Genomic DNA, 24158 nt, shown 5'->3' on the forward strand with positions numbered 1-24158 from the left:
CTGGATGCAATGTCTCGCGCTTCAAGTGCGCGCTTCGACTGATTTCGCAAAGCTCTCCACAATCGGCATCAGTGCGTCGCGCTTGGTCTTGAGCGCGGCCTGATTGACGATCAGGCGCGCTGAAATGTCGGCGATCTTTTCTACTGCTTTGAGATTGTTAGCTTTGAGCGTGGCACCACTACTCACCACGTCAACGATGGCGTCAGCCATGCCCACCAGGGGGGCCAGCTCCATTGAGCCATAGAGCTTGATCAGGTCAACGTGCACGCCTTTCTTGGCGAAGTGGGCGCGCGCGGTCTGGATGTACTTGGTCGCCACGCGCAGTCGGCGGCCGCGCTGCACTAGCGCTTCGTAATCGGTCTCGTTACGCACGGCGACCATCAGACGGCATTTGGCGATGTTGAGGTCGAGCGGCTCGTAGAGACCGGCCGTGTCCTGCTCCATCAGCACGTCCTTGCCGGAGATGCCGATGTCGGCGCCGCCCTGCTGCACGTAGGTGGGCACGTCACTGGCGCGCACCAGTACTACGCGCACGTCGTCGCGCTGCGTCGGCAGGATCAGTTTGCGCGAGGATTCCGGGTCTTCCAGCACGTCGATGCCCGCCGTGCGTAGCAGCGGACGGGTATCGTCCAGGATGCGGCCCTTGGACAGCGCGAAGGTGATCACGACGACACGCGCTCAATGGTGGCGCCGAGGCCGATCAGCTTGTCCTCGATATGTTCGTAGCCGCGGTCGAGGTGGTAGATGCGGTCGATCATGGTTGTGCCAGTGGCGCAGAGGCCCGCAATGACCAGGCTGGCCGAGGCGCGCAGGTCGGTGGCCATTACGTTGGCGCCCTTCAACTCGCTCACGCCCTGTACTACGGCAGTGTTGCCAGTGATGTCGATTTTCGCGCCGAGACGGCACAGCTCGGAGACGTGCATCATGCGGTTCTCGAAGATGTTTTCGGTCATCACTGCGGTACCTTCGGCGACGACGTTCATCGCCATCAACTGCGCCTGCATGTCGGTCGGGAACGCTGGATACGGCGCGGTCTTCACGCTCACCGCCTTGAGCGGCCCCTTGCGCGACACGGTGACATTGCTGCCGTTGACGGCGATGCTGCAACCAGCATCGCGCAGCTTGTCGAAGATGGCATCCATCGCGGTCACCGGTGCGTCGAGCAGCGTGACTTCGCCGCCCACGGCGGCAACGGCACAGGCAAAGGTGCCCGCCTCGATGCGGTCGGGCATCACGCGGTAGGTGGCGCTGTGCAGGTTATCAACGCCGGTGATGGTGATGGTGTCGGTGCCTGCACCTTTGATGTCGGCGCCCATCGCGATCAGGCAATTGGCCAGATCGACGACTTCCGGCTCGCGCGCTGCGTTCTCGATCACGGTGACGCCGTCGGCCAGGGTGGCGGCCATCATGACATTCTCGGTGCCGGTGACCGTCACCATGTCCATCACGATATGCGCGCCCTTGAGGCGGCCGCCCGGTGCGGCGGCATTGATGTAGCCGCCATCGAGGGTGACTTCGGCGCCCATCGCCTCCAGTCCCTTCAGGTGCTGGTCTACCGGCCGCTGGCCGATGGCACAACCGCCCGGCAGCGACACCCGTGCCTCGCCCCATCGTGCGACCAGCGGGCCGAGCACGAGCACGGATGCGCGCATGGTCTTCACCAGATCGTACTCGGCGACCGGTTTGGTCAGCGTGCTGGCATCGATCTCGACGCGGTGCGTCTCGGTGCGCGCGGCCGTCACGCCCATCTGGTTGAGCAGACGGACAGTAGTGCGTGTGTCGTTCAGTTGCGGCACGTTGACAAAAGTGACCGGCGCTTTCACCAGCAGCGACGAGCAGAGGATCGGCAGCGCCGCATTCTTGGCGCCCGAGATCCGCACGGCGCCACGTAGCGGGCCGTTACCGGTAACGCGGAGCTTATCCATTGTTGACGAGGTCTCCGCCGTTGAGTTGTGCCCACTTCTCGGGCGTATAGGTTTTCATCGACAGTGCATGCACTTCCGCCTTCATGCGATCACCCATCGCAGCGTAGACACGCTGATGCTGTCTGATCATGGTGAGGCCACGAAACTCTTCGCTGACGATGGTGGCGAAAAAATGCTGGCCATCGCCTTCCACTTCGAGATGAGTACACGGCAGGCCGGCTGCGATGTAGTTTTTGACGTCGTCAGGAGTAACCATTACTGCCTCAATTTGTAGCCCGTCGCCAGCATTCTGAGCGCGATGGCCGAGAGTGCGACGACAAAAAAGACGACCACGGCCAGACTGCGCCACGGACTGACATCGGCGATACCGAAGAAGCCGTAGCGGAAGCCGTCGATCATGTAGAAGAACGGATTGACGTGCGACAAACCCTGCCAGAACGACGGCAGAGAGTGAATCGAGTAGAAGACGCCGCTCAGGAAGGTGAGCGGCATGATGATGAAGTTCTGGAACACCGCGAGGTGATCGAACTTCTCCGACCAGATGCCGGCAATCAGTCCGAGTGTGCCGAGGATGGCGCTGCCACCCGCCGCGAAGCCGATGACCCACAACGGATGCTGCGGCACGGCGGCGGCCGCACCGACAAACGGAAAGGTGATAAGCCAAACGCCCAGACCCACCGCGAGGCCACGCACCATGGCGCCGAAGACATAGGCGCAGAACAGCTCAAACGAGGTGATCGGCGGCAGCAACACAAAGATAATGCTGCGCATCATTTTGGACTGGATGAGCGAAGACGAACTGTTGGCAAATGCGTTCTGCAGCACCGCCATCATCACCAGGCCCGGAATCAGGAATGCGGTGTAGGCGACGCGACCATCGTAGACCTTGACGTTCGATTCGAGCACGTGCGAGAAGATCAGCAGGTAGAGCAGCGTGGTGACGACCGGCGCGACGATGGTCTGGAACGCCACCTTCCAGAAGCGCAGGCACTCCTTGTAGAAGAGCGCCTTGAAGCCGGGGCCGAGGCGCAAGCCGGTTGCAGATGCCGAACGCACCGCAGGAGAAGACGGCAGGGCATCGCTCACGCGCTCGCTCCTTCACGTGAGGTCAATTTCAGGAACGCCTGTTCGAGATCGGCTTCGCCGAGTTTCATCTCGCGCACGGTGATGTTGGCCTCGCGAAACGCCGCCAGCAGCGTTTCCAGCTCGGCATAGCCGGAGAGTGTGAAGCCCCATGCGCCCGAGGCTTGCACGCTGCCACGCGCGTGCCATGCCGGCGGCAGGGCGTCAGCGGATATTTGCACGGTGATGCCTGACATGCCGCGCAGCAAATTGGCCGTGGTGTCGAGCGCGACAATTTCACCGCCCCTGAGCATCGCCACGCGATTGCAGAGCGCTTCGGCTTCTTCGAGGTAATGCGTTGTGAGGATGATGGTGTGGCCTTCCTTGTTCAGGCGCTTGATGAAGGTCCACAGGTTTTGCCTGAGCTCGACATCAACCCCAGCCGTTGGCTCATCGAGCACGATCACCGGTGGCTTGTGCACCAGCGCCTGCCCGACCAACACGCGGCGCTTCATGCCACCCGACAGCGCGCGCATGTTGGTGCTGGCCTTGCCAGTCAGATCAAGGTTATGCAGGATCTCATCGATCCATGCGTCGGCGCCGGCAACGCCGTAATACTTGGCCTGCAACGCCAGCGTTTCACGCACCGTGAAGAACGGATCGAAGACCAGCTCCTGCGGCACGACGCCAAGGTTGCTGCGCGCTTCGCGATAGTGGCTGACCGAGTCAAAACCCATGATCCTGGCGACACCGCTATCGGCGCGGGCGAGCCCGGCGAGGATGCTGATCAGCGTGGTCTTGCCGGCGCCATTCGGCCCCAGCAGCGCGAAAAACTCGCCCTGCTCAACCCGTAGCGAAACGTGGTTGAGTGCGCGGACATTCGGGAATGATTTACAGACGTCGACAACTTCGACGGCGGCACAGGCGGAAGCGGTGGTCACGGCACAAGCTTTCTGGACAACCCGCAATTTTATCTGGCGGCGACTTGCCAGCCGCTGCGGCCCCCGTCAGAACAGCGACTCTACATCGTAAGCGGCGGCAAGCGCCGCCAGCTTGGAGGTCAGGCCGACCACGCGGCATTGCGGGCCGGCCTGGCGCTTGAGCGCCGAAATCAGCGCCAGCCCGGCGGAATCCACCTGCGTCACACCAGAAACGTCGATGCGATCAACACCTTTGGCGTCAACGGAAAAGCCCTCCCACAAGGTGTGGGCATTGGCAAAGGTGAGTTCACCGACGAGTTGCATGACGACGGTCTGTGCCCTACTTGTTCTTGGCCTGCAACTGCTTCACCAATGCATCCACGCCCTGGTCGCGCACCACGGTGTTGAATTCCTCGCGGTAGTTGGTGACCAGGCTGACGCCCGCTACGACCACGTCATAGGCGCGCCACTTGCCGTCGGCACCCTTTTCCATCGAGTAGTCGATGGGGATGCCCTGACCGTTGGCCTGGTTAACCACAGTCTTGACGGTGACATCGGTTTCGGTCGGCTGCATGCGCAGCGGACGGTAGTCAATCGTGTTGTTGCGGAAGTTGGCCAGCGCGCCGGAATAGGTGCGCACCAGCAGGGTCTGGAACTCACGGGTCAGTGCGGTCTGCTGCTCCGGTGACGCCTTCGCCCAGTTGCGGCCCATCGCCAATTGCGTCATGCGACCAAAGTTGAAATTGGGCAATAGTTTGGACTCGATCAGGTCCCTGAGCTTGGCGGCATTACCCAGCACACCGGGATCACTCTTGAGAACATTGGTGACGTCGGTGGCGACAGTCTTGACCAGAGCGTCAGGGGCGGTTTCCGCCTGCGCGGTAGCGAAAACGGTGGCTGCGAACAGCGCAAACAGCCATTTCGGGAATTTCATTGCCTGTACTTCCTATTCTTCTTTCGGACGCTTGCCATCGAGCACCAGGCTTTGACGCCGTTGCAGGTAGGCCGAGCGCATGAACGTGTAACGATCCAGTGCCGCCTGATTCATCAGCGCCTCCGCCGGGAACAGGCTGACACGGGTATCGACCACGCGCGCGCCCATCAACGAGTTGCGCACCGGAACGGATGACACCAGCGCCACCGGGTCAATCTTGCCATCGCCATAGCGACCAACCAGATCACGGGCCGACGATGGGCCAAGGAAAGGGATCACGACATAGGGACCAGCACCGATGCCCCAATACCCCAGCGTTTGCCCAAGGTCCTCGTTGCCGCGCTCGATACCCATCGGTGTGGCGAGGTCAAAGATGCCACCGAGGCCAAACGTGGTGTTGATCATCACGCGACCGAGGTCATCGCCCATCTTGGCGCCCTTCAGTTGCAGCGCATCGCTGACGATCGACTGCGCGTCAGAGGCGTTCTGGAACACATTGCTGACGCCCTTCTTCACCGGATTGGGCACGGCGGCGTCATAGCCCTTCGCGATCGGCTTGAACAGATAGTGATCGAAGGTGCTGTTGAACGAGAAAATACCGCGGTTGATCGGCTCCAGCGGGTCGCCGGGCGCGGCGCTGCGGAACGATGCACAGCCGCCGAGTACAAGCGTGGCAACAGCAGTCAGGGTCAGGATCGCGGCAGACTTCATGGTTTGGCTCCGGGCGCTGCGGCGGCAGCCGGCGCAGGCGATGCAGTGGCGGGGGTGGCGGCAGCAGCAGGCGCTGGCGACGGCGCTTCCTGTGCCTTGCTGAACATGAATTGGGAAATCAGTTTTTCGAGCTGCACGGCGGATTGCGTCTTCTTGATCCGCTCCTCGTCCTTGAGCATCACGCTGTCGCCGCCGGCTTCGAGGCCGACAAACTGTTCGCCCAGCAGGCCGGAGGTAAAGATCGCGGCGATGGTGTCGCGCGGGAACTGGTGGTGCGAGTAAATGTGCAGCCGCGCCACGCCTTCAAAGGTCTTGTCGTCGAGACGAATCGACTCCACGCGGCCGACCACCACACCAGCGCTTTTGACCGGCGCGCGGGGCTTGAGGTTACCGATATTGTCGAAACGCGCTTCCACCTGATAGCCGGTGCGCTCTTCGCTCGTTGTCAGCAGATTGCCAACCTTGAGCGCAAGAAAGGCCATCGCGGCGAGCCCGATCGCCACAAAGATGCCAACCCAGAGATCAATGACTTTTCGATTCATGACGTGGTTTGAAGATTAGGCCCGGGCGGTCAATGCGTGCCGCCACGGAACATGAAGATGGTCAGCATGAGATCAAGCGCCAGAATTGCCAGCGCCGATATCACAACGGTGCGCGTGGTGGCCGCCGAGACGCCCTCTGCCGTCGGGTTGGCATCATACCCTTCGAACACGGCGATCAGACTGACCGCCACGGCGAACACCAGGCTCTTGATGACCCCGTTGAAGACATCGTAACGCCAGTCCACGGCCGCCTGCATCTGCCCCCAGAAGGCGCCGCCGTCGATGCCAATCAGGCGCACGCCGACCAGATAGCCGCCATAGATGCCCAGCGCGGAGAACAGCGCTGCCAGCAACGGCAGCGAAATCACGCCCGCCCAGAACCGCGGTGCCACCACGCGGGCGATGGGATCAACCGCCATCACCTCCATGGCCGAGAGCTGCTCGGTGGTTTTCATCAGGCCGATCTCGGCGGTCATCGCGGAGCCGGCGCGGCTGGCGAACAGCAGCGCTGCGACCACCGGCCCCAGCTCGCGCACCAGTGACAGCGCTACCAGCACACCCATCGACTCGGTAGCGCCAAAGCGCACCAGCGTCTCGTAGCCCTGCAGCGCGAGCACCATGCCAATGAACATGCCGCTCATCAGCACGATGATCAGCGACAGCACGCCCGCCTGGTAAATCTCCTTGATCACCAGTTGCGGGCGCACCACCGAGGTGCCGCTCTGGCGCAGGATTGCCGAGAAGAAGCGTGCCGCGAAGCCGAGCCGCTCGACACCACCAATCGTCGCGTGGCCAAGACGCGACAGGATGCGCAGCACGGGCTTCACGCGAAGTCCTCGGCGAGACTCTTGGCCGGATAGTGAAAGCGCACCGGGCCGTCGGGCTCGCCGTCGACGAACTGGCGGACGAACGGATCGGTGCTGGCCTTGATCGACGCCACATCGCCGTGGGCGACGACCTTGCCTTCGGAGATGAAATAGATGTAGTCGACGATCTTCAGCGACTCGGCGACATCGTGCGTCACCAGAATGGAGGTCATGCCAAGCGCGTCGTTCAGGCGGCGGATCAGCTGGCCGACCACCGACAGCGAGATGGGATCGAGGCCGGCGAACGGCTCGTCGTACAGCGCGATCTGCGGGTCAAGCGCGATGGTGCGCGCCAGCGCAACGCGCCGTGCCATGCCGCCGGACAGCTCGCTCGGCTTCAGGTGCGCAGTGCCGCGCAAACCGACGGCATTGAGCTTCATCAGTACCAGATCGCGGATGATTTCGTCCGGCAGGTCAGTGTGCTCGTGCATCGGGAAGGCGACGTTGTCGAACACGGTCATGTCGGTAAACAACGCGCCGAACTGGAACAGCATGCCCAGACGTCGGCGATGAGCGTACATCTCGTCACGCGTCATGGTGGCGACTGATTTGCCGCCAACCAGCACCTCGCCGGCGCCCGCGCGAATCTGCCCGCAAAGCAGCCGCAGCACCGTCGTCTTGCCGCAACCAGAGCCGCCCATGACGGCGACCAGCTTGCCACGCGGCACGGTCAGGGTGACGCCGGACAGAATTTGCCGGTCTTTGGTGTAGCCGAAACTGACGTCTTTGAGTTCGACCAGCGCGTCGCCGGCAGCGCACGGCGACGATGGCGCAGGCGCGCCAGCAGCCGCCCCGACGGGAGCGGCGGAAGCGGCAGGCGCAGCGATGGAAAGGGAGGCGTCGGCCACAGTCATTGGATCGATTGTATCGGGCTTACGGGCGTTTCGTTGCACTGCACAGTTGCATCAACTTTTGTGTCAAAACGCCATTTATCAAGGGCTTCGAGCCTTTTTTCTGAATAGTCGACTTTTTGCAATTTTTGCCTTGGAGCCCTATTCAGTCGTCATTTCATTGAAAAGCTGCTAGCCGAACTTCATGGATTCGGCCAGCGCGTAGAGCGTCTCGCGATCCTCGCCGCTGAGCTTGGCAGCCACTTTGGCTGCGCGGGCAGGCGGCAGCTCCGGGAGCAGTGCCTTGAGCAGGGTGCGGCCGTTGATGGCCGATGCTCGCGCGGCCTGATCGGCGCCGGCTACCACGACGACGAATTCCCCACGCAAGCGTTCGGCGTTGCTGACCAGCCAGTCACCGATTTCGCCCGCGCTCAATGCCGACACGGTCTCGAACTTCTTGGTCAGCTCCCGGGCAATGACGACGCGACGCTCGGGCGGCAAGCCGCCCGCCAGCGCCAGCAGCGTCTTGTCGATCCGGTGCGGCGATTCGAAGAAGACGCTGGTTTCCACCCGCGCAGCGATGGCTTCGACGAACGTGGTCAGCTCGCCTTTTGCGGTCGGCGCAAAGCCAAGGAAGGTAAACGCCGTCGATTCAAACCCCGCCACCGACAGCGCAGCGGTCACGGCACTCACGCCCGGAATCGGAATTGTCGGAAACCCCGCAGCGCGGACCGCCGCCACCAGTCGCGCGCCAGGGTCCGAAATCGCCGGCGTGCCAGCGTCGCTGACATACGCCACCGCGTCGCCGGCGGCGATGCGGGAAACCACGCCAGACGAGGCTTCCCGCTCGTTGTGCTCACGCACGGAGACGAGCATCGGCGGCGCGATATCGAGCAGGCGCAGCAGCTCGCGCGTCATCCGTGTGTCCTCGCAGGCAATGCAGGCAGCGCCCGCCAGCACCTGTTTGCCACGCAGCGTGATGTCACCGAGGTTCCCGAGCGGCGTCGCCACTACATACAATCCCGCCTGCAAGGGCTCCTGTGTGGGCCTGTCTGGCCTACCCTGCCCGTTTTGCATCTGCGTCACGCGCTGCGCTCCTCTCATCACTCTGATCAATGGCTGCCCGAAATTACCCGCTGACACCGCTGGCAACCCGCCCATCCGGCGCTGGCCGAAGGCATCTGCTGCGTGGTGTGGCATGGCTTGGCGCAGCGCTGGCAACCCTGGCGGTGGCGCAACCCGCCACGACACCTGCCGCAACACCGACGGCACCGGCCACCACGCCCGCCGCGACGCGCCCCGGCCCTGCACCAGCCGCCCGGCCAGAAGCATCCATTTTGGCGCAACCGCCGGCCAAAGACCCCACAGCGCCGGCTGCCGCCGGCTCCGATAGCGCGGCGGCGACAACGCAGCCGGGGAATGCCTTGCGTGTGGTGCTGCTGTTGCCGACCGAGCAGGCGTTGTTGCGTCGTGCCGCTGGCAGTGTGCGTGATGGCGCGATGGCCGTGTTCGGCGGCCACAAGCAGGATGTCGTGGTCATTGACTGTGCCTATCCGGTGGACGGCGTGGTCGCGACTTACAGTCGCTGCGTCGATGACTCGGTGGACTGGGTCATTGGCCCGCTGAGTCGCGCCGACGTCACCGCACTGGCGGCGGCGAAGCTGCCCGTGGTGCGCCCGACCCTGATGCTGTCGCCGCTGGGCGCATCCCCACCAACTCCATTGGCAGTGCTAGCGCCGGATCTTGAATCGGAAGCAGAGGCCATCACGCAGCAGGCGGGCGAGGACGCTTGCCGCAAACCGCTGGTGGTGGAAGCCGCCGGCCCGATCGCCAACCGGGTTGCGGTGGCGATGTACGCGGCGTGGCGCGAGCGCAATGCCATTGCCATTCAACAGACCCGACTGGGTAGTCGCGAGAGCTGGCGCCGGGCGGCGGATGGCTGGCGGCAGGAGCACGTTGACTGCGTCCTCTTTGCCGGTGGCGGCGCAGTACTGACCGAGCTGCGACCCTATTTGCGCAATATCGCCGTATATGCCACCAGCGCGGCTTATGAAACCTCGCTGGAGCGCACAGTCGACTGGACCGGCGTGCGCATCGCCGACGCACCGTGGCTGATTGATGCTGAACGCGCCGAATTCGCCGGATTTGCACCGGCACCAACTCAGACCGGAACCCCCGACGCCGCAGCTGTTTCGCCGACACTGGCGCGGCTCTATGCCCTCGGTGTTGACGCTGCGCGACTGACGCTTGTGGCCGGACGTGAAGCGCTGCCGACCGCCTTCGACGGTGCCATCGGCCGTCTGACACTGCGGGACTCGCAATACCGCCGCACGCCGATGGTTGGCGAATTCCGCGAACGCAGTCTGGTCAGGATCGGGCCCTGACTTGGCTGGCGCCTTGCCCGACGCAACACGCAGCGACATCGGCGAGCGTTTCGAGCGCGACGCCGAAGCATTTCTCATGCAGCACGGATTGATTCCGGTCGAACGCAACTGGCGTTGCCGCATGGGTGAGATTGATCTGATCATGCGTGACGGCGAGACGCTGGTCTTCGTTGAGGTCCGCAAGCGCGACAGCCAGCGTTTTGGCGGCGCCGCCGGCAGCATCGGACGACAAAAGCGCGAACGACTGGAGCGCGCCATCGGCCTCTACCTGAGCGGCTTGAACCGTACGCCGCCCTGCCGCGTTGACGCGGTGCTGTTCGACGCTACCCGTCGTGCAGAATGGCTTAAGAATGTTTTTGGAGATTGACGGCGATGACAGCACCGGGGGAACCTGCGACCGAGAGCGGCGATCCTGCGCGCGCTGCGGGCGTTACTGTGATCGCACAGCATTTCCACGACGCCGCAGAGGCGGCCGCGACCGCCGGCCGCGCGACGGCGCACAGCATTGCCGCCGCCGCGCAGGCCATTGTGCAGGCCTTCATGGACAACCACCGCGTGTTTGCTTGTGGCAATGGTGGCTCGGCCTCCGATGCCGAGCATCTGGTGGCCGAACTGGTGGGACGACTGGAGCAGGAACGGCCGGGCCTGCCGGCCATCGCGCTGTCGGCCAACAGCAGTACCGTCACCGCCATTGGCAATGACTACGGTTTTAGCGACGTGTTCTCACGGCAAGTGCGGGCGCTGGGCGGCGCCGGCGACGTGCTGATTGCGTTTTCGGCCAGCGGCAACTCGGGCAATGTGATCGCCGCCATCACGGCGTCACATGAACGCGAGATGCTGGTGATTGCATTCACCGGCGAAGACGGCGGCCGGCTGCGGGAACATCTGGGCGCGAACGACCATCTCATCAACGTACCCGCTACCCGCATAATGCGCGTACAGGAACTGCACCGCGTCGGCATTCATGCGCTGTGTGATGTCATTGATCGAATCTTGCTTGGAGGCTTGTGATGAGTCAGCGTGTGAATTCCCCGGTTACCACCCGTACCCTGATGCTGGTCAGCGTGGCTGCAGTAACGGCGGTAACACTGTTGTCGGGCTGTGCGCCCCTGGTCATCGGTGGCGCCGCCACGGCGGTGATGATGGCCGAAGACCGGCGGAGTTCGGGTGTTTTTGTCGATGACGAGAACATCGAGAATCGCGCGCTGCTGAAGGTAAAGACGCGCTACAACAATCAGGTGCACGTCAACATCACCAGCTACAACCGGCACGTGCTGATCAGCGGTGAAGCAGCGAGCGAGGCGGTGAAAAAGGGCGTCGAGGAGGAAGTCGCGACCGTTGCCGGTATCAAGCGCATCTTCAACGAGATGGCCGTTGGTCCGCAGGCCGGTGTGATGGCGGTCAGCAATGACACCCGCCTGACCACCATCGTCAAGACGCGATTCCTCGAAGCCAATCGCTTCCAGCCCAATCACGTCAAGGTGGTCACCGAAGCCGGCGTGGTCTATCTGATGGGCATCGTCAAGCGCAGCGAAGCGGACGCGGCCGCGCAACTGGCCAGTACGACGGCCGGCGTCAGCCGGGTGGTGCGCCTGTTCGAGTACCTCGACTAAAATCAGAAGATTGCCGCACAGGGGGTGCGGCCGCCAGCCGCACTGCAGTTGCGGCAATCATCGCCCGCGCGACGCGATCAGTTGTCTTCCGGTCGCCAGCGCTTTGTTCCGGAACCACCGCCATGAACCCAGTCACTGTAGATCGCGAAGTCGATGCGCGCGGGCTCAACTGCCCGCTGCCGATCCTGCGCACCAAGAAGGCTCTCAACGACATGCTGAGCGGACAAGTGCTGAAGGTGGTGGCGACCGACCCTGCGTCGCAACGCGACTTTCAGGCATTCTCCCGGCAGACCGGAAATACGCTGGTTGATCAGTCGGCCGCCAACGGCGAGTTCGTATTCCTGCTGCGTCGCAAATAGCAGCCTGATCGCGCAGTTGCCGTTCGCGAGTCACTACGGACGAAGGATGCGCAAGATCGCGGCTTCGACCTGTGAGTCTTTGGGCTCCAGTTTCAGGGCCTGACGCAACGCCGGCAAGGCATCGCGACCGGCGCCATTCTGCTGTTGCGCCAAACCGTAGCAACGCCAGGCTTCCGGGCTTCCCGGCTGTTCCTGTGTCCACTGCTGGCAGGCTGATTGCAAACCGGCGTAATTGCCGGAACGGCGCGCCGCTTCGGCCTGTCTGGCGTAGCCATCGATGCGGACGCGTCGGGCATGCGCTGCATTGGCCTGCTTCTCCATCTCGGACTCGGCCACTGAGTTCGGTGCCGGCTTTGCCGCCATCACGGGCGCGGCGGGTGCAGGACGCGGCGCTGGCGCCACCACCTCGGGCCGGGGTGCCACCACCGGCGCCGGGCTCGACGGTTCAGGCTGACGGATTTCACTGCCGACTGCCGGCGACGTGCTGGGCACCGCTGCGGGCGGATTCACCGATGACGGCTTGTGGTCGGTACCGATCAGCCGGGCGATGTCACTGCCCACATGCGTCGTGGTCGTCAACAACTGTGGCCCGAAGGTAACCGCATCGCGATACCACGCCCCGAGCACGATCAGAGCGGCGGCGACCAGCAGGCTCAGCGCGGTCGCTACTGCAACAACCGTGAGTGATCGTGCCATCACGATGGAATCACCACTCGCATCCCATTCAGTTTCCCGGTCCCGGGCCGCCCGCAGATTGGCCGCGAGGCGAACCAGTGCCACCGGCCACACGCCCAGGGCTGCGCCGGACCACGCAACGCGCAGCGACCGCCCCCACGCCAATTGGGCATCGCCCGGCATCGCCTGATCGGCAGGCCGGCTGGCCGCGAGCACAACGACCATGCTCAGCAACCATTTGCCAGGGGTCGTGTGCAGCGTGCGCAAGGTGATGGCTTCAAACGGGATAGTCAGCAGAACGACGATGGCCGGGAACAGCAGGGGCGAACGTAATGCCGCAAACCAGAGGCCGGAGGCGGGAACGAAAGCGTCGGCCAGCGCAATCAGACCATAGGTTGCGAGCGCAACCAGCGAGTAGTCCACCAGACGGGCTACCAGTCGTCGCCACGGATTGGTGGCGGTGACGAAGCCGGCTGCACTGCGCGTGAGTTCCATCAGACGCAGTTTGAAAATCCACGCCGTGTCGTGCTGCGGTGGTGGCAAGCCAATGAAGATTGAGCCTTCGCGCCGCCATTTGATGATTGCCAGCCGCGACAAGCTGGCCACCGCAGCGGCCGGTTCCCGGGCACGCCCCAACCAGAGCGCCGCCGCAAACAGCAGGCCTGCCAACGCACCCGCGACCGCCACCGAGTGCATCAGGTTCCAGCGGGCCAGCTCACCCAGCAACTGGGAGCAGCCAAACCACAGCAGCAGAAAGGCAATCGCGAAGCCACCCCAAATCAGCGGGGACTGCCATGCTTTGCCATCCGGCAGCGGCTCCGCGAGGGCGTCAACACCGGGTAGCGCCTTGGGAGGAGCGGCATCGACCGAAAGTTGCGAAACCTCGGCGCCCTCGCCCAGCACACGGGAGTTGGTGCTGCCCTCGCCTGCCGACGCCTCCCGGTTGCCAATCGGCAGACGCCAGGGACCACTGCCGACACCGGGATTGAGTGCGACATCGTAGTCCTTGCGCCGAACCGGATTGCCGAGGATGGATGCCGCCAGCGCGGCGAAGCGGACGGCTTCTTCCGAGTCGCCCGATGCGTCGCGCGGCACCGCCCAGAACCGCCGGACAACGGTACGCACTGCCGCCTGAATTGCTGCGACAGAACTCGATGCACTGATCTCAAGCGCGTCGTAAATGCTGTTGCGCATGCCGGTTGCCGTGAAAGGAATACCGCGATGATAGCCGCTGCAATTGCCGCACTCGAACTATGACGCTGTCGTGTCCTACCAAAGAAAAACGGCCCCGAAGGGCCGTCTCTTTGCTGCGCAAACTTCTGCGCGACAGCGTGCGGGCCGGAATTACGCGGCAGCCGGCTTGTTGGTCTCGAGCTTTTCGCGGATACGAGCCGATTTGCCCGAACGATCACGCAGGTAGTAGAGCTTGGCGCGGCGCACAGCACCACGGCGCTTGAGTTCGATCGACGCGATCAGCGGTGAGTACAGCTGGAACGTACGCTCGACGCCTTCACCGTTGGAAATCTTGCGCACGATGAACGAGCTGTTGAGGCCCTTGTTGCGCTTGGCGATCACCACGCCTTCGTAAGCCTGAACGCGCTTGCGCTCGCCTTCAACGACGTTGACGTTGACGATGACGGTATCGCCGGGGGCGAAGGTGGGAACGGTCTTGTTCAGGCGGGCGATTTCTTCCTGTTCGAGCGTTGCGATCAGGGACTTGGTGGCGCCGCCACGTGCGGTTTTTGACATGATGTTTCCTTTTGGTGTTTTCAGAGTCTGAGAGGTGTGCGGTGGGACAACCCAGCCTGCGATGCCGACCAAAGCAGCACGCTCAACACACATCAGGTTCCGTGCGCAGGGTTCGCGGTTGCCCGACAAACGACCCGACGCGCTGGAAATCAGTGCAGAAATTCTGCGCTAAGCCTTTGATTCTAGCGCAATTTCGTCGATCAGTGCACGCTCTTCGAGCGACAGCTTGGCGCGCGCCAGCAGATCGGGGCGTCGGCGCCAGGTGCGCGCCAGCGCCTGCTTCAGCCGCCAGCGCTGAATCACCGAGTGATCACCACCCGAGAGCCCCAGCGGCAAAGGCTCATCGCCGACAGTGAGCGCATACTGCGGCCAGTCGAGCCAACCACCTTGATCGTCAGCGAAGGATTCGAACGCCGTCGATTCGTTGTCGCCCAGCGCGCCGGGCAGCAGGCGGATGCAGGCATCCACCACAACCGCCGCCGCCAGCTCACCGCCCGACAGCACGTAATCGCCGAGGGAAACGACAGCGTCGACATTGCCGTCGATCCAGCGCTGGTCAATGCCTTCGTAGCGGCCCGCGACAAAGCAGAGATGAGGGGCTTGTGCAAAGTCGCGCACGCGCGGCTGCGTCAACGGCGCGCCATCCGGGCTCAAAAAAACCACCGTCGGCGCAGCGCCATGCCATTCGCGGGCAGCCGTCAGCGCACGGTCAAGCGGTCCGGCCATCAGCACCATGCCCGGTCCGCCAGCCGCAGGGCGTGCGTCGATCGATTTGCGGGCATCGTTGGCAAACTCGTGCAGCCCGAAGCCGCGCCAGCGCCAGAGCCCGCGCTCGCGTGCGCGACCGGTCACGCCGTAGTCGAGCGCATGCTCAACCAGATCGGGAAATGCAGCCAGCAGGGAAACCGAGAGCATGTGAGTAGTCGCTCTCAGTGAAAGCTAGTCGAGACCAGCCCAGTCAACATCAACCCGGCGTGCCGCCAGATCGACCGAACGCACGATGGCGTCGACGAAGGGAATCAGCTCGTCCTCGCCGGCCCGGGCTTCGGGTGGCGCAAGGCGGATACGCAGGATGGGGTGTGCACCAGCCTCAAAGATTTCGGTAATTTCACCGAACACGCGATCGCCGTTGGTGCAGGTGAGACCAATCAGGTCAATCCAGTAGAACTCACCATCTGGAAGCGGCGCGAAGGCCGCGCGGTCCGCGAACACTTCCTTGTTGGTCAGTTTGGCAGCCGCTTCGGGCGAATCAATGCCGACCAGTTGGGCAACGATGCTTTCACCGTGCCGACGCGAGCGCGTGACCGCGAAATCGGCATTGCCGATGGTCAGCGTTTTGGCCTTGAGCAGTGTCTGCGCGTCTGCGGAATACGGGTACAAATGCACCGCGCCGGTCAATCCGTACGGACGACCGACTTTGGCGAGTGCGATGAGATCGGGGGGCTGCGCCACGGTTCGCTACGCTGGGAAAATACCAGCCGGTCGGGCGGGTACAGAGGCGACCGCGTGGAGGATCTGCAAGGAATCAGCAGCCACCGCAGTGACCGGGGCGCAGCGCCGAATCAGCGGCGCCCCGAAGTCCAGCCTGCGTTAAGCGGCGGCCGGAGCAGCCGCAGCAGCTTTGGCCGAAACCTTGACCAGACGGGCCACGGTGTCGGACATCTGCGCGCCTTTGCCGACCCAGTGGGTCAGGCGGTCAGAAGCAACGCGGAAGTTCTCGGCGCCTTCCTTGCCGACCGGGTTGTAGAAACCCAGACGCTCAATGAAGCGACCATCGCGACGGTTGCGCGAATCGCTGACAACGATGTTGTAGAACGGGGCACCTTTGGAACCACCGCGGGAAAGACGGATAACAACCATGAGTATTCTCGGTTAGCGTCCCACGTGAACGGTTGCACCGGGACCGGATAGAAATTTGGTTAGCCTTAAATTGTAGCTCGCCGAGCGACTTTTGCCTAGTCTCGGCGCTCCAGTGGTCGGTTAGCCACTGCCAGTTAGTATCAGCTTTCTTGTTAAACCCGCATTCAAGTTTGGCTAGACGACCGAAAGTGCTATTTATCGACTTATAGCGATTTTACGTGCTTCGCCCAATTAAGATAAGGCTTTGCACAAAGAGCTGTTATCGGCAAATTCACAGTAGGCCGACACACCGGCAACGCTCACGCTGCAGCGACAGCGCTGGCAACGAGCGTCCGCAGCTCCGGCAGACAGGACCCGCAGTTGGTGCCGCATCGCTTCGCCGCCTGCAGCGCGCCGAGCTTGCCCGCAGCGTCGCCTGGCACACCGGCACAGAATTCCGCGATCTCGCTCTCCGCCACGTTGAAACAGTTGCAGACCACCTTGCCGCGCGGCTTGAAGCCCTGCGGCGCCTGCGCGCTGCCGGCGAGCAGGCGCTGCCGCAGCTCCGCCACCGACGCACCCGACAGGAAGAAGTCGCGCATCCATGCTTCGGCCGCCAGATCGCCCGCCAGCCGCACGCCGGCAAGACGGTCGTCGTCAACGCGCACCCGACGGCTGAGGTTACGCCTTGGATCGTCGTAAGCCAGCGTCGCCCGCCCAACCAGGCCCAGCACGCGATCAATCTGCTCCAGCGTCGTGCGTTCCGGCGCCTTTTCGGCCGCCAACCGCAGTACGACACCCGGATGTTCACTGCCAATCAGGGTGGTGCTGGCGAACACCCCCTGCGGATCGCCGGGCAGCCCCCGCGCAATCTCGCGCAGCTCGTCGGTCACAGCCACCGGATCGCGACCGCCCTCGACATAGGCAAAGGCCACCAGCGACCACGGCAGCGCTGCGCGCTCTACCCGCACGGCCGTGTGCTTGAGCTCCGGCTGCTTCGACACCGGATCGAACGCCGGCACCGTCAGTGCGTTGATGCCGTGTGAGCCACTCGCCGCCAGCGACAGTTTGCCCCAATGCATCGGCACATAGCACTGCCCCGAGCGGATGTCCTCGCTAGCCGCCAGCCGGATCAGCAGCTCGCCACGACGCGACGCCACGCGCACCACTTCTCCTGCCGTGAGCCCGCGTCGCGCCATGTCGTTCGGGTTCATGGTGAGCATCGGCTCCGGCTCGTGGCCATAAAGCTGCGGCACGCGGCCGGTACGGCTCATGCCGTGCCACTGGTCACGCAGCCGGCCAGTCGTCAGCGCAAGCGGATAACGCGCATCGACTGGTTCGGCTACGCCCTTGTACGGCGTCACACGGAATTTGGCACGACCGCTGGGGGTAGCGAAGACACCGTCCGCATAGAGCCGCGCTCGCCCCGTCGCCTCGCCCTCGCGCAGTGGCCACTGCTGCGGGCCGGCACGATCGAGTAACGCGTAGTCGAGCCCGGTGATGTCAAGGTCGCGTCCGCGCGTTGTCTCGCGGTGCTCGTTGAAGATGTCTTCGGGGTTTGCGTAGGGAAACAAGGTAGCCCCCTCCCCCCTCGTGGGGGAGGGATGGGGAGAGGGGGATGGTGGCGGGAGAGGAAGCTCCCTTGCAACGTTCACCCTCTCCCCCGCCCCTCTCCCCTCAAGGGAGAGGGGGGAAAGTCTTGCCTCCAGCCGCCGCGCAAACTCCACCACGATGTCCCAGTCATGCCGCGCCTCGCCAGGCGGCGGCAGTACGGCGTTCAAGTGCGTGATACGGCGCTCCGAGTTGGTCACCGTACCGTGCTTTTCTCCCCAAGTCGATGCTGGCAGCAGCACGTCGGCCAGCCGCGCGGTTTCGGTGGTCTTGAACGCTTCCTGCACGATCACGCACTCGGCCTTGGCAAACGCTTCGGCCACTGATGGCAAATCGGGCAACGACTGCGCAGGATTGGTGCAGGCAATCCAGAGCAACTTGATCTCGCCGCGCTTGACCGCGTCGAACATTTCGATCGCCGTCTTGCCCGATGTTGCCGAAATGCGCCCAGCCGGCAGGCACCACAGCGCTTCGATTTCTGCCCGGTGGTCAGCATCGGTGACGTCGCGATGCCCAGGCAACAGGTTGGCCAAGCCGCCCACCTCACGGCCGCCCATCGCATTCGGTTGCCCGGTCAGCGAGAACGGACCGGCGCCGGGCTTGCCGATCTGCCCCGTGGCCAGGTGCAGGTTGATTAGCGCGGCGTTCTTGTCCGTGCCAGAAGACGACTGATTGAGCCCCTGGCAGTACAGCGAAAGCGTTGCTGCCGAACGCTGCCAAAGTTTCGCGAACGCAACGATCTGCACCTCGTCTACGCCACAGATGCGCGCCGCCCACGCAGGCGTGCACTCGCGCACCAATGACTTGAGTTCGCCGAAACCTTCGGTGTGGGCATTGATGTACGCCGCATCAATTGCGTCTTCCCAGCTAAGCCAGTGCAGCACGGCGTTGAACAGCGCCACGTCAGTGCCGGGCAGGATTGGCAGGTGCAGATCTGCGGCACGGGCCGTCTCGGTACGCCGTGGATCAATGCAGACGACGGTCAGGTTCGGGTTCTTCGCCTTTGCGTCCTCCAGACGCCGATACAAAATCGGATGTGTCCAAGCCGCATTGCTGCCAGCAATCACAATCAGCTCGGCGTGATTCAGGTCGTCGTAGCAGGCGGGCGGCGCATCGGCGCCGAGGGTCGCCTTGTAGCCGGCAACCGCGGACGACATGCAAAGTCGCGAATTGGTGTCGATATTGTTGGTACCGATCAGACCCTTGGCGAGCTTGTTGAAGACGTAGTAGTCCTCGGTCAGCAGCTGCCCGGAGATGTAGAAGCCGACACTATCGGGGCCGTGGGCAGCGATGGTGGAGGCAAACTTGTCGACCAGTGCGTCGAGGGTCGCGTCCCACGACACGCGCTTTCGGGGCTGCAAACGGTCAGCGCTGTCGCGCATCTCCGGGTAAAGCGCGCGACCATAGGGCGTTGTCGTCAGGTGCAGCGTGCTGCCCTTGGTGCAGAGGCGACCAAAATTCGCCGGGTGATCGGGGTCGCCACGGACAGCAGTAATCTTCTCGCCATCAGTCGTAGCGAGCACGCCACAGCCAACGCCGCAGTAAGGGCAGGTCGTACGGACCTCGTGCATGCCAATCAGCCGAGGTCGACGAAAACCTCACCGGCTTCAATCCGGACCGGAAATCGTTGGGTACATCCCGCGTCCGGCGCTACCGCTTCGCCGCTCTTCAGCTCGATCGACCAATTGTGCAACGGGCAGGCGACGCGTTCGCCAAACACGATGCCCTGCGACAGCGGGCCGCCCTTGTGCGGACAGCGGTCGAGCAGCGCGAACACGGCATCCTGATCGTTGCGGAAGACGGCGACGTTACCTCCCGCTTCCGTGCTCCGTTCGACGACGCGGGCGCCCAGCACCGGCAGCTCGTCCAGTTTGCAGACATATCTCCAGCCCATTTGTGTCTCGATTGCGCTCATGTGATTTGCATTCAGGCTGCCACCGCGGCACCCGCTACGGGTTTGATCGGAATGAATTGCCGCGTGTCAACACGCGCCTTGTCGAACTCGAACCACGGATCGGGCTCCCCGTCGAGTGCAAACTGCAGCCGCTCCCACAGCGCCTTGCGATTGGCCGCGTCGTCGAGCACCTTTTTCTTCACGTAGTCGAGGCCGACGCGTGAAACGTAGTGAACCGTGCGCTCAAGGTACCAGCCCTCTTCACGGTACAACTGCATGAAGGCACCGGTGTATTCGAGCACTTCCGCAGACGTTTTCACCTTGACGAAGAATTGCGCGACTTCGGTCTTGATGCCACCATTGCCGGCGACGTAAAGCTCCCAGCCGGAATCAACACCGATCACACCGACATCCTTGATGCCCGCCTCGGCGCAGTTGCGCGGGCAGCCACTCACCGCAAACTTGACCTTGTGCGGCGCATACATGCGCCACATTGCACGTTCGAGGTCCTTGCCCATCTGTGTGCTGTCCTGGGTGCCGAAGCGACACCACTCGGAGCCGACGCAGGTTTTCACCGTGCGCAACGCCTTGGCATAGGCATGACCGGACGGCATGCCGATGTCCTTCCACACGGCGGGCAGATCTTCCTTCTTCACACCAAGCAAATCGATACGCTGGCCGCCGGTGACCTTTACAGTGGGAATCTTGTATTTGTCGACTGCGTTCGCGATGCGGCGCAGTTCGTCAGCAGTTGTCTCGCCGCCCCACATGCGCGGAATCACGCTGAAGGTGCCATCCTTCTGGATGTTGGCGTGCGCTCGCTCGTTGATGAAGCGCGACTGCGGATCGTCCAGCGCCTCCTTCGGCCACGTCGAAATCAGGTAATAGTTGAGCGCTGGGCGGCACGACGCGCAACCGTTTGGCGTGCGCCACTGCAACGCCTGCATCACGCCTTGCACCGAGAGCAGCCTGGCCTCGCGAATCGCGTCGCGCACGCCCTGATGCGTGTGATCGGTGCAGCCGCACATCGGCTTCATCTTCGGCGTCGCGCTGTAATCACCCCCTGCGGTGAACATCAGGATCTGTTCGACGAGCCCCGTGCACGATCCGCATGATGATGAGGCCTTGGTGTGCTTCCGCACTTCGTCCAGCGTGAACAAGCCCTTGTCCTTGATCGCCTTGACGATGACACCTTTGCAGACGCCGTTGCAGCCACAGACCTCATCGGTGTCCTTCATCTGGGCGGCTTTGCTGTGCCCTTCGTGGCCGACGTCACCGATGTTGGATTCACCAAACATCAAGTGATCGCGAATCTCGTTGATGGTCTTGCCTTCGCGCAATAGCTTGAAGTACCACGAACCATCCACGGTGTCGCCATACAGGCAGGCGCCGACCAGCTTGTCGTCCTTGATCACCAGGCGTTTGTAGACACCACCCATCGGGTCGGACAGCACGATGTCCTCAGTGCCTTCACCGCCCTGGAAGTTACCGGCGCTGAACAGATCAATGCCGGTCACCTTGAGCTTGGTCGAGGTCACCGAACCCACGTAGCGGCCAATGCCGTACTCGGCCAGATGGTTGGCGCAGACCTTCGCCATCTCGAACAGTGGCGCCACCAGGCCATACGCCATGCCACGATGATTGACGCACTCACCCACCGAGTAAATGCGGGGATCAGTCAGCGTCTGCAGCGTATCCGTGACCAGAATGCCGCCGGGGCGCTGGCTCACGGCGAGGCCTGACTTCGCGGCAAGCTCAGTGTTGGGTCGGATGCCAACCGCCATCACCACGAGGTCAGCTGCAATCTGCTCGCCGCCTTTGAAGCGCAGCGCGGCGACGCGGCCAGACTCACCCGCGACCAGTGCTTCGGTCTGCGCCTGCATGCGGAACTCGATGCCTTTTGCCTCCAGCGATGCCTGCAGCAGCTTGCCGGCGCGCTCGTCAAGCTGGCGCTCCATGAGCCAGGGCATCACGTGCACCACGGTCACGTCCATGCCGCGCAGCTTGAGACCGTTCGCCGCTTCGAGGCCCAGCAGGCCACCACCGATGACCACGGCTTTCTTGTAGCGCTTCGCAGCGTCGATCATCGCTTCGGTATCAGCGATATCGCGATAGGAAATCACGCCGGGCAGCTTGTTGCCTTCGATCGGCAGGATAAAGGGATTCGAGCCGGTGGCGATGAGCAGGCGGTCGTAGCTGTATTTTTCACCGTCGTCGGCCGTCAATTCCCGTCGTGTGCGGTGGATGTCGGTGATCTTCTTGCCGGTAACGAGATTGATGCAGTTGTCGCGGTACCAGTCCCAGTCGTTGAGCACGATGTCCTTGATCGTCTGCTCGCCTGCCAGCACCGGTGACAGCAGGATGCGGTTGTAGTTTGGGTGTGGTTCCGCCCCGAACACGGTGATCTCGTATTTGTCCGGCGCGATCTTGAGCAACTCCTCGATCGTGCGGATGCCCGCCATGCCGTTGCCGATCACGGCCAGTTTCTGCTTTGCGCTCATGGCGGGGCTCCTACGCAGCCTTCTTCTGTTTGGCGTACAGAAACTCCACCACTGCCTTGCGATAGTGGTGATAGTCGGTGTCCTCGGCCAGCGCGAGCCGGTCACGCGGACGTGGCAGGTTCACCTCGAGAATTTCACCAATCGTCGCCGACGGGCCATTGGTCATCATCACGATCTTGTCGGAGAGCAGCACGGCTTCGTCCACATCGTGAGTGACCATCACCACCGTCGATTTCGTCTCGGCGACGATGCGCATCAGCTCGTCCTGCAGGTGCGCGCGAGTGAGTGCATCGAGCGCGCCGAACGGCTCGTCGAGCAGCAGCACGGCAGGTTCAATGGCAAGCGCCCGGGCAATGCCCACACGCTGCTTCATGCCACCGGAGATTTCGTTCGGATGCTTGTGCATCGCATGCGCAAGGCCAACCATCTTGAGCGCGGCTTCGGTACGCGCCCTGAGTTGGGCTTTCGACTCCGACGCAGCAAACACACGCTCGACGGCGAGATACACATTGTCAAAGCAGGTCAGCCACGGCAGCAGCGAGTGGTTCTGGAACACCACACCCCGATCCGGCCCTGGCCCGGCGATCTCGCGGCCCGCGCAGACGAGCACGCCATTGCTCGCTGTGCTGAGGCCCGCGATCAGGTTCAGCAGCGTTGATTTGCCGCAGCCGGAGTGCCCGATGAGTGCAACAAATTCGCCGCGCTGCACGCGCAGATTGATGTCGCGGATGGCGATGAATTCACCCTGTTTGGTGTTGAAACGCTTGTCGACGTTGTCGACGACGAGATGGAAGCCTTGCGTCATGGTTTGTCTCCAAACATCTATTCAAACTGGAAGCGCCTGGCGATCCAGATCAGCGCCTGCTCGAGGATCAGGCCGACAATGCCAATGGTGAAGATGGCGATGATGATGTGCTCCATCACCAGGTTGTTCCATTCGTCCCACAGCCAGAAACCAATGCCAACGCCACCCGTGAGCATTTCTGCCGCAACGATCACCAGCCACGCCACACCGATGGAGAGCTTCACGCCGGTGAGCATGTAGGGCAGCACGGCGGGAAACAGAATCTTCGTGAACACCTTCCATTCGGAAAGGTTCAGCACGCGCGCAACGTTGAGGTAATCCTGTGGAATTCGCTGCACGCCGACGGCCGTATTGATGATCATCGGCCAGATCGAGCAGATAAAGATCACCCAGATCGCAGCGGGATTGGCCGCCTTGAACACCATCAGCCCAATCGGTAGCCAGGCCAGCGGAGAGACCGGACGCAGGATCGAGATGATCGGTGCAGTCATGCGGTCCATCGTGGCGAAGCGGCCGATCACGAAGCCGAGCGGAATGCCCACCAGCGCGGCGAGCCCGAAGCCAATGCCGACGCGCTTGAGCGACGAGAGGATGTTCCAGCCAATGCCCTGCTCATTCGGTCCCTTCTGGTAGAACGGATCGCTGAACAGCTTCACCGCGCTGTCCCACACCTTGGCCGGGCCGGGGAAGTTGCCCACGAGTTGCGCCACGCCCTGCCAGAGCAACAGGAACAACAGGATGCCGACGATGCCGGGCACCACTTGCTGCACGAACGCAGCCAGCCGCTCGCGGCGGCGGCGCGCCGCCGCCTGGGTCAGTGCATCGCGCTCAGCCGCCGCCTTGAGCTGGGCTTCGGTGGGTGCGGCAACTTCCGTCGCCGCCTCCGGGGCCGGGGTTGCGTGCATAAGTGGTGCGGGCGTCATGGTGCTCGCGGTGGT

At 63.1% G+C, this 24158-nt stretch carries 27 protein-coding genes; 5 read left to right on the top strand and 22 right to left on the bottom strand.

Annotated elements, in window-relative coordinates:
• Window positions 1–21: 21 nt before the first annotated feature.
• The 12 genes from hisG to rsmI all read right to left on the bottom strand — a co-directional run bounded on the left by hisG (window position 22) and on the right by rsmI (window position 8801).
• A complete protein-coding gene (hisG, locus tag FKL89_RS15935) occupies window positions 22–666 on the bottom strand; it encodes an ATP phosphoribosyltransferase (protein ID WP_156863738.1) in 645 nt (214 codons plus the stop codon).
• A complete protein-coding gene (gene murA, locus FKL89_RS15940; protein WP_156863739.1) occupies window positions 663–1925 on the bottom strand; it encodes a UDP-N-acetylglucosamine 1-carboxyvinyltransferase in 1263 nt (420 codons plus the stop codon). The genes hisG and murA overlap by 4 nt, the downstream gene beginning before the upstream one ends.
• Window positions 1918–2181 (bottom strand): BolA family protein, encoded by a 264-nt coding sequence (locus FKL89_RS15945; RefSeq protein WP_156863740.1) that lies wholly within the window; start codon window positions 2179–2181, stop codon window positions 1918–1920. Before FKL89_RS15945 ends, murA begins: the two co-directional genes overlap by 8 nt.
• Window positions 2181–2999 (bottom strand): ABC transporter permease, encoded by an 819-nt coding sequence (locus tag FKL89_RS15950; protein WP_156864742.1) that lies wholly within the window; start codon window positions 2997–2999, stop codon window positions 2181–2183. The genes FKL89_RS15945 and FKL89_RS15950 overlap by 1 nt, the downstream gene beginning before the upstream one ends.
• Window positions 3000–3007: 8 nt before the next feature.
• On the bottom strand, window positions 3008–3928 hold the full coding sequence (locus FKL89_RS15955; RefSeq protein ID WP_156863741.1) for an ABC transporter ATP-binding protein: 921 nt from the start codon (window positions 3926–3928) through the stop codon (window positions 3008–3010).
• A 66-nt stretch (window positions 3929–3994) separates the two neighbouring features.
• Entirely contained in the window at window positions 3995–4231 is a 237-nt protein-coding gene (locus FKL89_RS15960) for an STAS domain-containing protein (protein ID WP_156863742.1), read from the bottom strand.
• Between the two features lie 16 nt (window positions 4232–4247).
• Window positions 4248–4841, bottom strand: coding sequence for an MlaC/ttg2D family ABC transporter substrate-binding protein (locus FKL89_RS15965; RefSeq protein WP_156863743.1), 594 nt, complete (start codon window positions 4839–4841; stop codon window positions 4248–4250).
• 12 nt (window positions 4842–4853) lie between these two features.
• Window positions 4854–5552 (bottom strand): MlaA family lipoprotein, encoded by a 699-nt coding sequence (locus tag FKL89_RS15970; RefSeq protein WP_156863744.1) that lies wholly within the window; start codon window positions 5550–5552, stop codon window positions 4854–4856.
• Window positions 5549–6094 (bottom strand): outer membrane lipid asymmetry maintenance protein MlaD, encoded by a 546-nt coding sequence (mlaD, locus tag FKL89_RS15975; protein WP_156863745.1) that lies wholly within the window; start codon window positions 6092–6094, stop codon window positions 5549–5551. Before mlaD ends, FKL89_RS15970 begins: the two co-directional genes overlap by 4 nt.
• A 29-nt stretch (window positions 6095–6123) precedes the next feature.
• Window positions 6124–6912 (bottom strand): lipid asymmetry maintenance ABC transporter permease subunit MlaE, encoded by a 789-nt coding sequence (gene mlaE / locus FKL89_RS15980; RefSeq protein WP_156864743.1) that lies wholly within the window; start codon window positions 6910–6912, stop codon window positions 6124–6126.
• 5 nt (window positions 6913–6917) lie between these two features.
• Window positions 6918–7814 (bottom strand): ABC transporter ATP-binding protein, encoded by an 897-nt coding sequence (locus FKL89_RS15985; protein ID WP_156863746.1) that lies wholly within the window; start codon window positions 7812–7814, stop codon window positions 6918–6920.
• Window positions 7815–7982: 168 nt separating this feature from the next.
• Entirely contained in the window at window positions 7983–8801 is an 819-nt protein-coding gene (gene rsmI / locus FKL89_RS15990; protein ID WP_238363388.1) for a 16S rRNA (cytidine(1402)-2'-O)-methyltransferase, read from the bottom strand.
• Between the two features lie 104 nt (window positions 8802–8905).
• Here rsmI and FKL89_RS15995 point away from each other — a divergent pair, with 104 nt between their 5' ends.
• The 5 genes from FKL89_RS15995 to FKL89_RS16015 all read left to right on the top strand — a co-directional run bounded on the left by FKL89_RS15995 (window position 8906) and on the right by FKL89_RS16015 (window position 12146).
• Complete coding sequence (locus FKL89_RS15995) at window positions 8906–10174, top strand: type 1 periplasmic-binding domain-containing protein (protein WP_156863747.1); 1269 nt, start codon at window positions 8906–8908, stop codon at window positions 10172–10174.
• Between the two features lies 1 nt (window position 10175).
• Window positions 10176–10541 (top strand): YraN family protein, encoded by a 366-nt coding sequence (locus tag FKL89_RS16000; RefSeq protein WP_238363389.1) that lies wholly within the window; start codon window positions 10176–10178, stop codon window positions 10539–10541.
• Window positions 10542–10546: 5 nt separating this feature from the next.
• Window positions 10547–11185 (top strand): SIS domain-containing protein, encoded by a 639-nt coding sequence (locus FKL89_RS16005; protein ID WP_156863748.1) that lies wholly within the window; start codon window positions 10547–10549, stop codon window positions 11183–11185.
• 11 nt (window positions 11186–11196) lie between these two features.
• Window positions 11197–11787 carry a BON domain-containing protein gene (locus FKL89_RS16010; protein ID WP_238363390.1) on the top strand — a complete coding sequence of 197 codons (591 nt, stop codon included), beginning with the start codon at window positions 11197–11199 and terminating at the stop codon, window positions 11785–11787.
• 122 nt (window positions 11788–11909) lie between these two features.
• A complete protein-coding gene (locus FKL89_RS16015; RefSeq protein WP_156863749.1) occupies window positions 11910–12146 on the top strand; it encodes a sulfurtransferase TusA family protein in 237 nt (78 codons plus the stop codon).
• A 33-nt stretch (window positions 12147–12179) separates the two neighbouring features.
• On the opposite strand, the gene FKL89_RS16020 is transcribed toward FKL89_RS16015, so the two are convergent.
• The 10 genes from FKL89_RS16020 to ntrB form a co-directional block, all read right to left on the bottom strand.
• Window positions 12180–14015: an RDD family protein gene (locus FKL89_RS16020; RefSeq protein ID WP_156863750.1), complete on the bottom strand. Its 1836-nt coding sequence runs from the start codon at window positions 14013–14015 to the stop codon at window positions 12180–12182.
• Window positions 14016–14165: 150 nt separating this feature from the next.
• On the bottom strand, window positions 14166–14570 hold the full coding sequence (gene rplS, locus FKL89_RS16025; protein WP_156863751.1) for a 50S ribosomal protein L19: 405 nt from the start codon (window positions 14568–14570) through the stop codon (window positions 14166–14168).
• A 168-nt stretch (window positions 14571–14738) separates the two neighbouring features.
• Window positions 14739–15485 carry a tRNA (guanosine(37)-N1)-methyltransferase TrmD gene (gene trmD, locus FKL89_RS16030; RefSeq protein WP_156863752.1) on the bottom strand — a complete coding sequence of 249 codons (747 nt, stop codon included), beginning with the start codon at window positions 15483–15485 and terminating at the stop codon, window positions 14739–14741.
• Between the two features lie 24 nt (window positions 15486–15509).
• Window positions 15510–16022, bottom strand: a complete 513-nt coding sequence (gene rimM, locus FKL89_RS16035; protein WP_156863753.1) for a ribosome maturation factor RimM — start codon at window positions 16020–16022, stop codon at window positions 15510–15512.
• Between the two features lie 138 nt (window positions 16023–16160).
• Window positions 16161–16430: a 30S ribosomal protein S16 gene (gene rpsP / locus FKL89_RS16040; protein ID WP_156863754.1), complete on the bottom strand. Its 270-nt coding sequence runs from the start codon at window positions 16428–16430 to the stop codon at window positions 16161–16163.
• A 299-nt stretch (window positions 16431–16729) separates the two neighbouring features.
• On the bottom strand, window positions 16730–19591 hold the full coding sequence (locus FKL89_RS16045) for a nitrate reductase (RefSeq protein WP_156863755.1): 2862 nt from the start codon (window positions 19589–19591) through the stop codon (window positions 16730–16732).
• Between the two features lie 5 nt (window positions 19592–19596).
• Entirely contained in the window at window positions 19597–19914 is a 318-nt protein-coding gene (gene nirD / locus FKL89_RS16050; RefSeq protein WP_156864747.1) for a nitrite reductase small subunit NirD, read from the bottom strand.
• 32 nt (window positions 19915–19946) lie between these two features.
• Complete coding sequence (gene nirB, locus FKL89_RS16055; RefSeq protein ID WP_156863756.1) at window positions 19947–22415, bottom strand: nitrite reductase large subunit NirB; 2469 nt, start codon at window positions 22413–22415, stop codon at window positions 19947–19949.
• A gap of 10 nt (window positions 22416–22425) precedes the next feature.
• Complete coding sequence (locus FKL89_RS16060; RefSeq protein ID WP_156863757.1) at window positions 22426–23220, bottom strand: ABC transporter ATP-binding protein; 795 nt, start codon at window positions 23218–23220, stop codon at window positions 22426–22428.
• Window positions 23221–23237: 17 nt separating this feature from the next.
• The gene (ntrB, locus tag FKL89_RS16065; protein WP_420361148.1) at window positions 23238–24143 is read right to left on the bottom strand and encodes a nitrate ABC transporter permease; all 906 of its coding nucleotides are present in this window, start codon (window positions 24141–24143) and stop codon (window positions 23238–23240) included.
• Window positions 24144–24158: the final 15 nt, after the last annotated feature.

The organism is Casimicrobium huifangae (genome assembly GCF_009746125.1).
GTDB classification, from domain to species: domain Bacteria; phylum Pseudomonadota; class Gammaproteobacteria; order Burkholderiales; family Casimicrobiaceae; genus Casimicrobium; species Casimicrobium huifangae.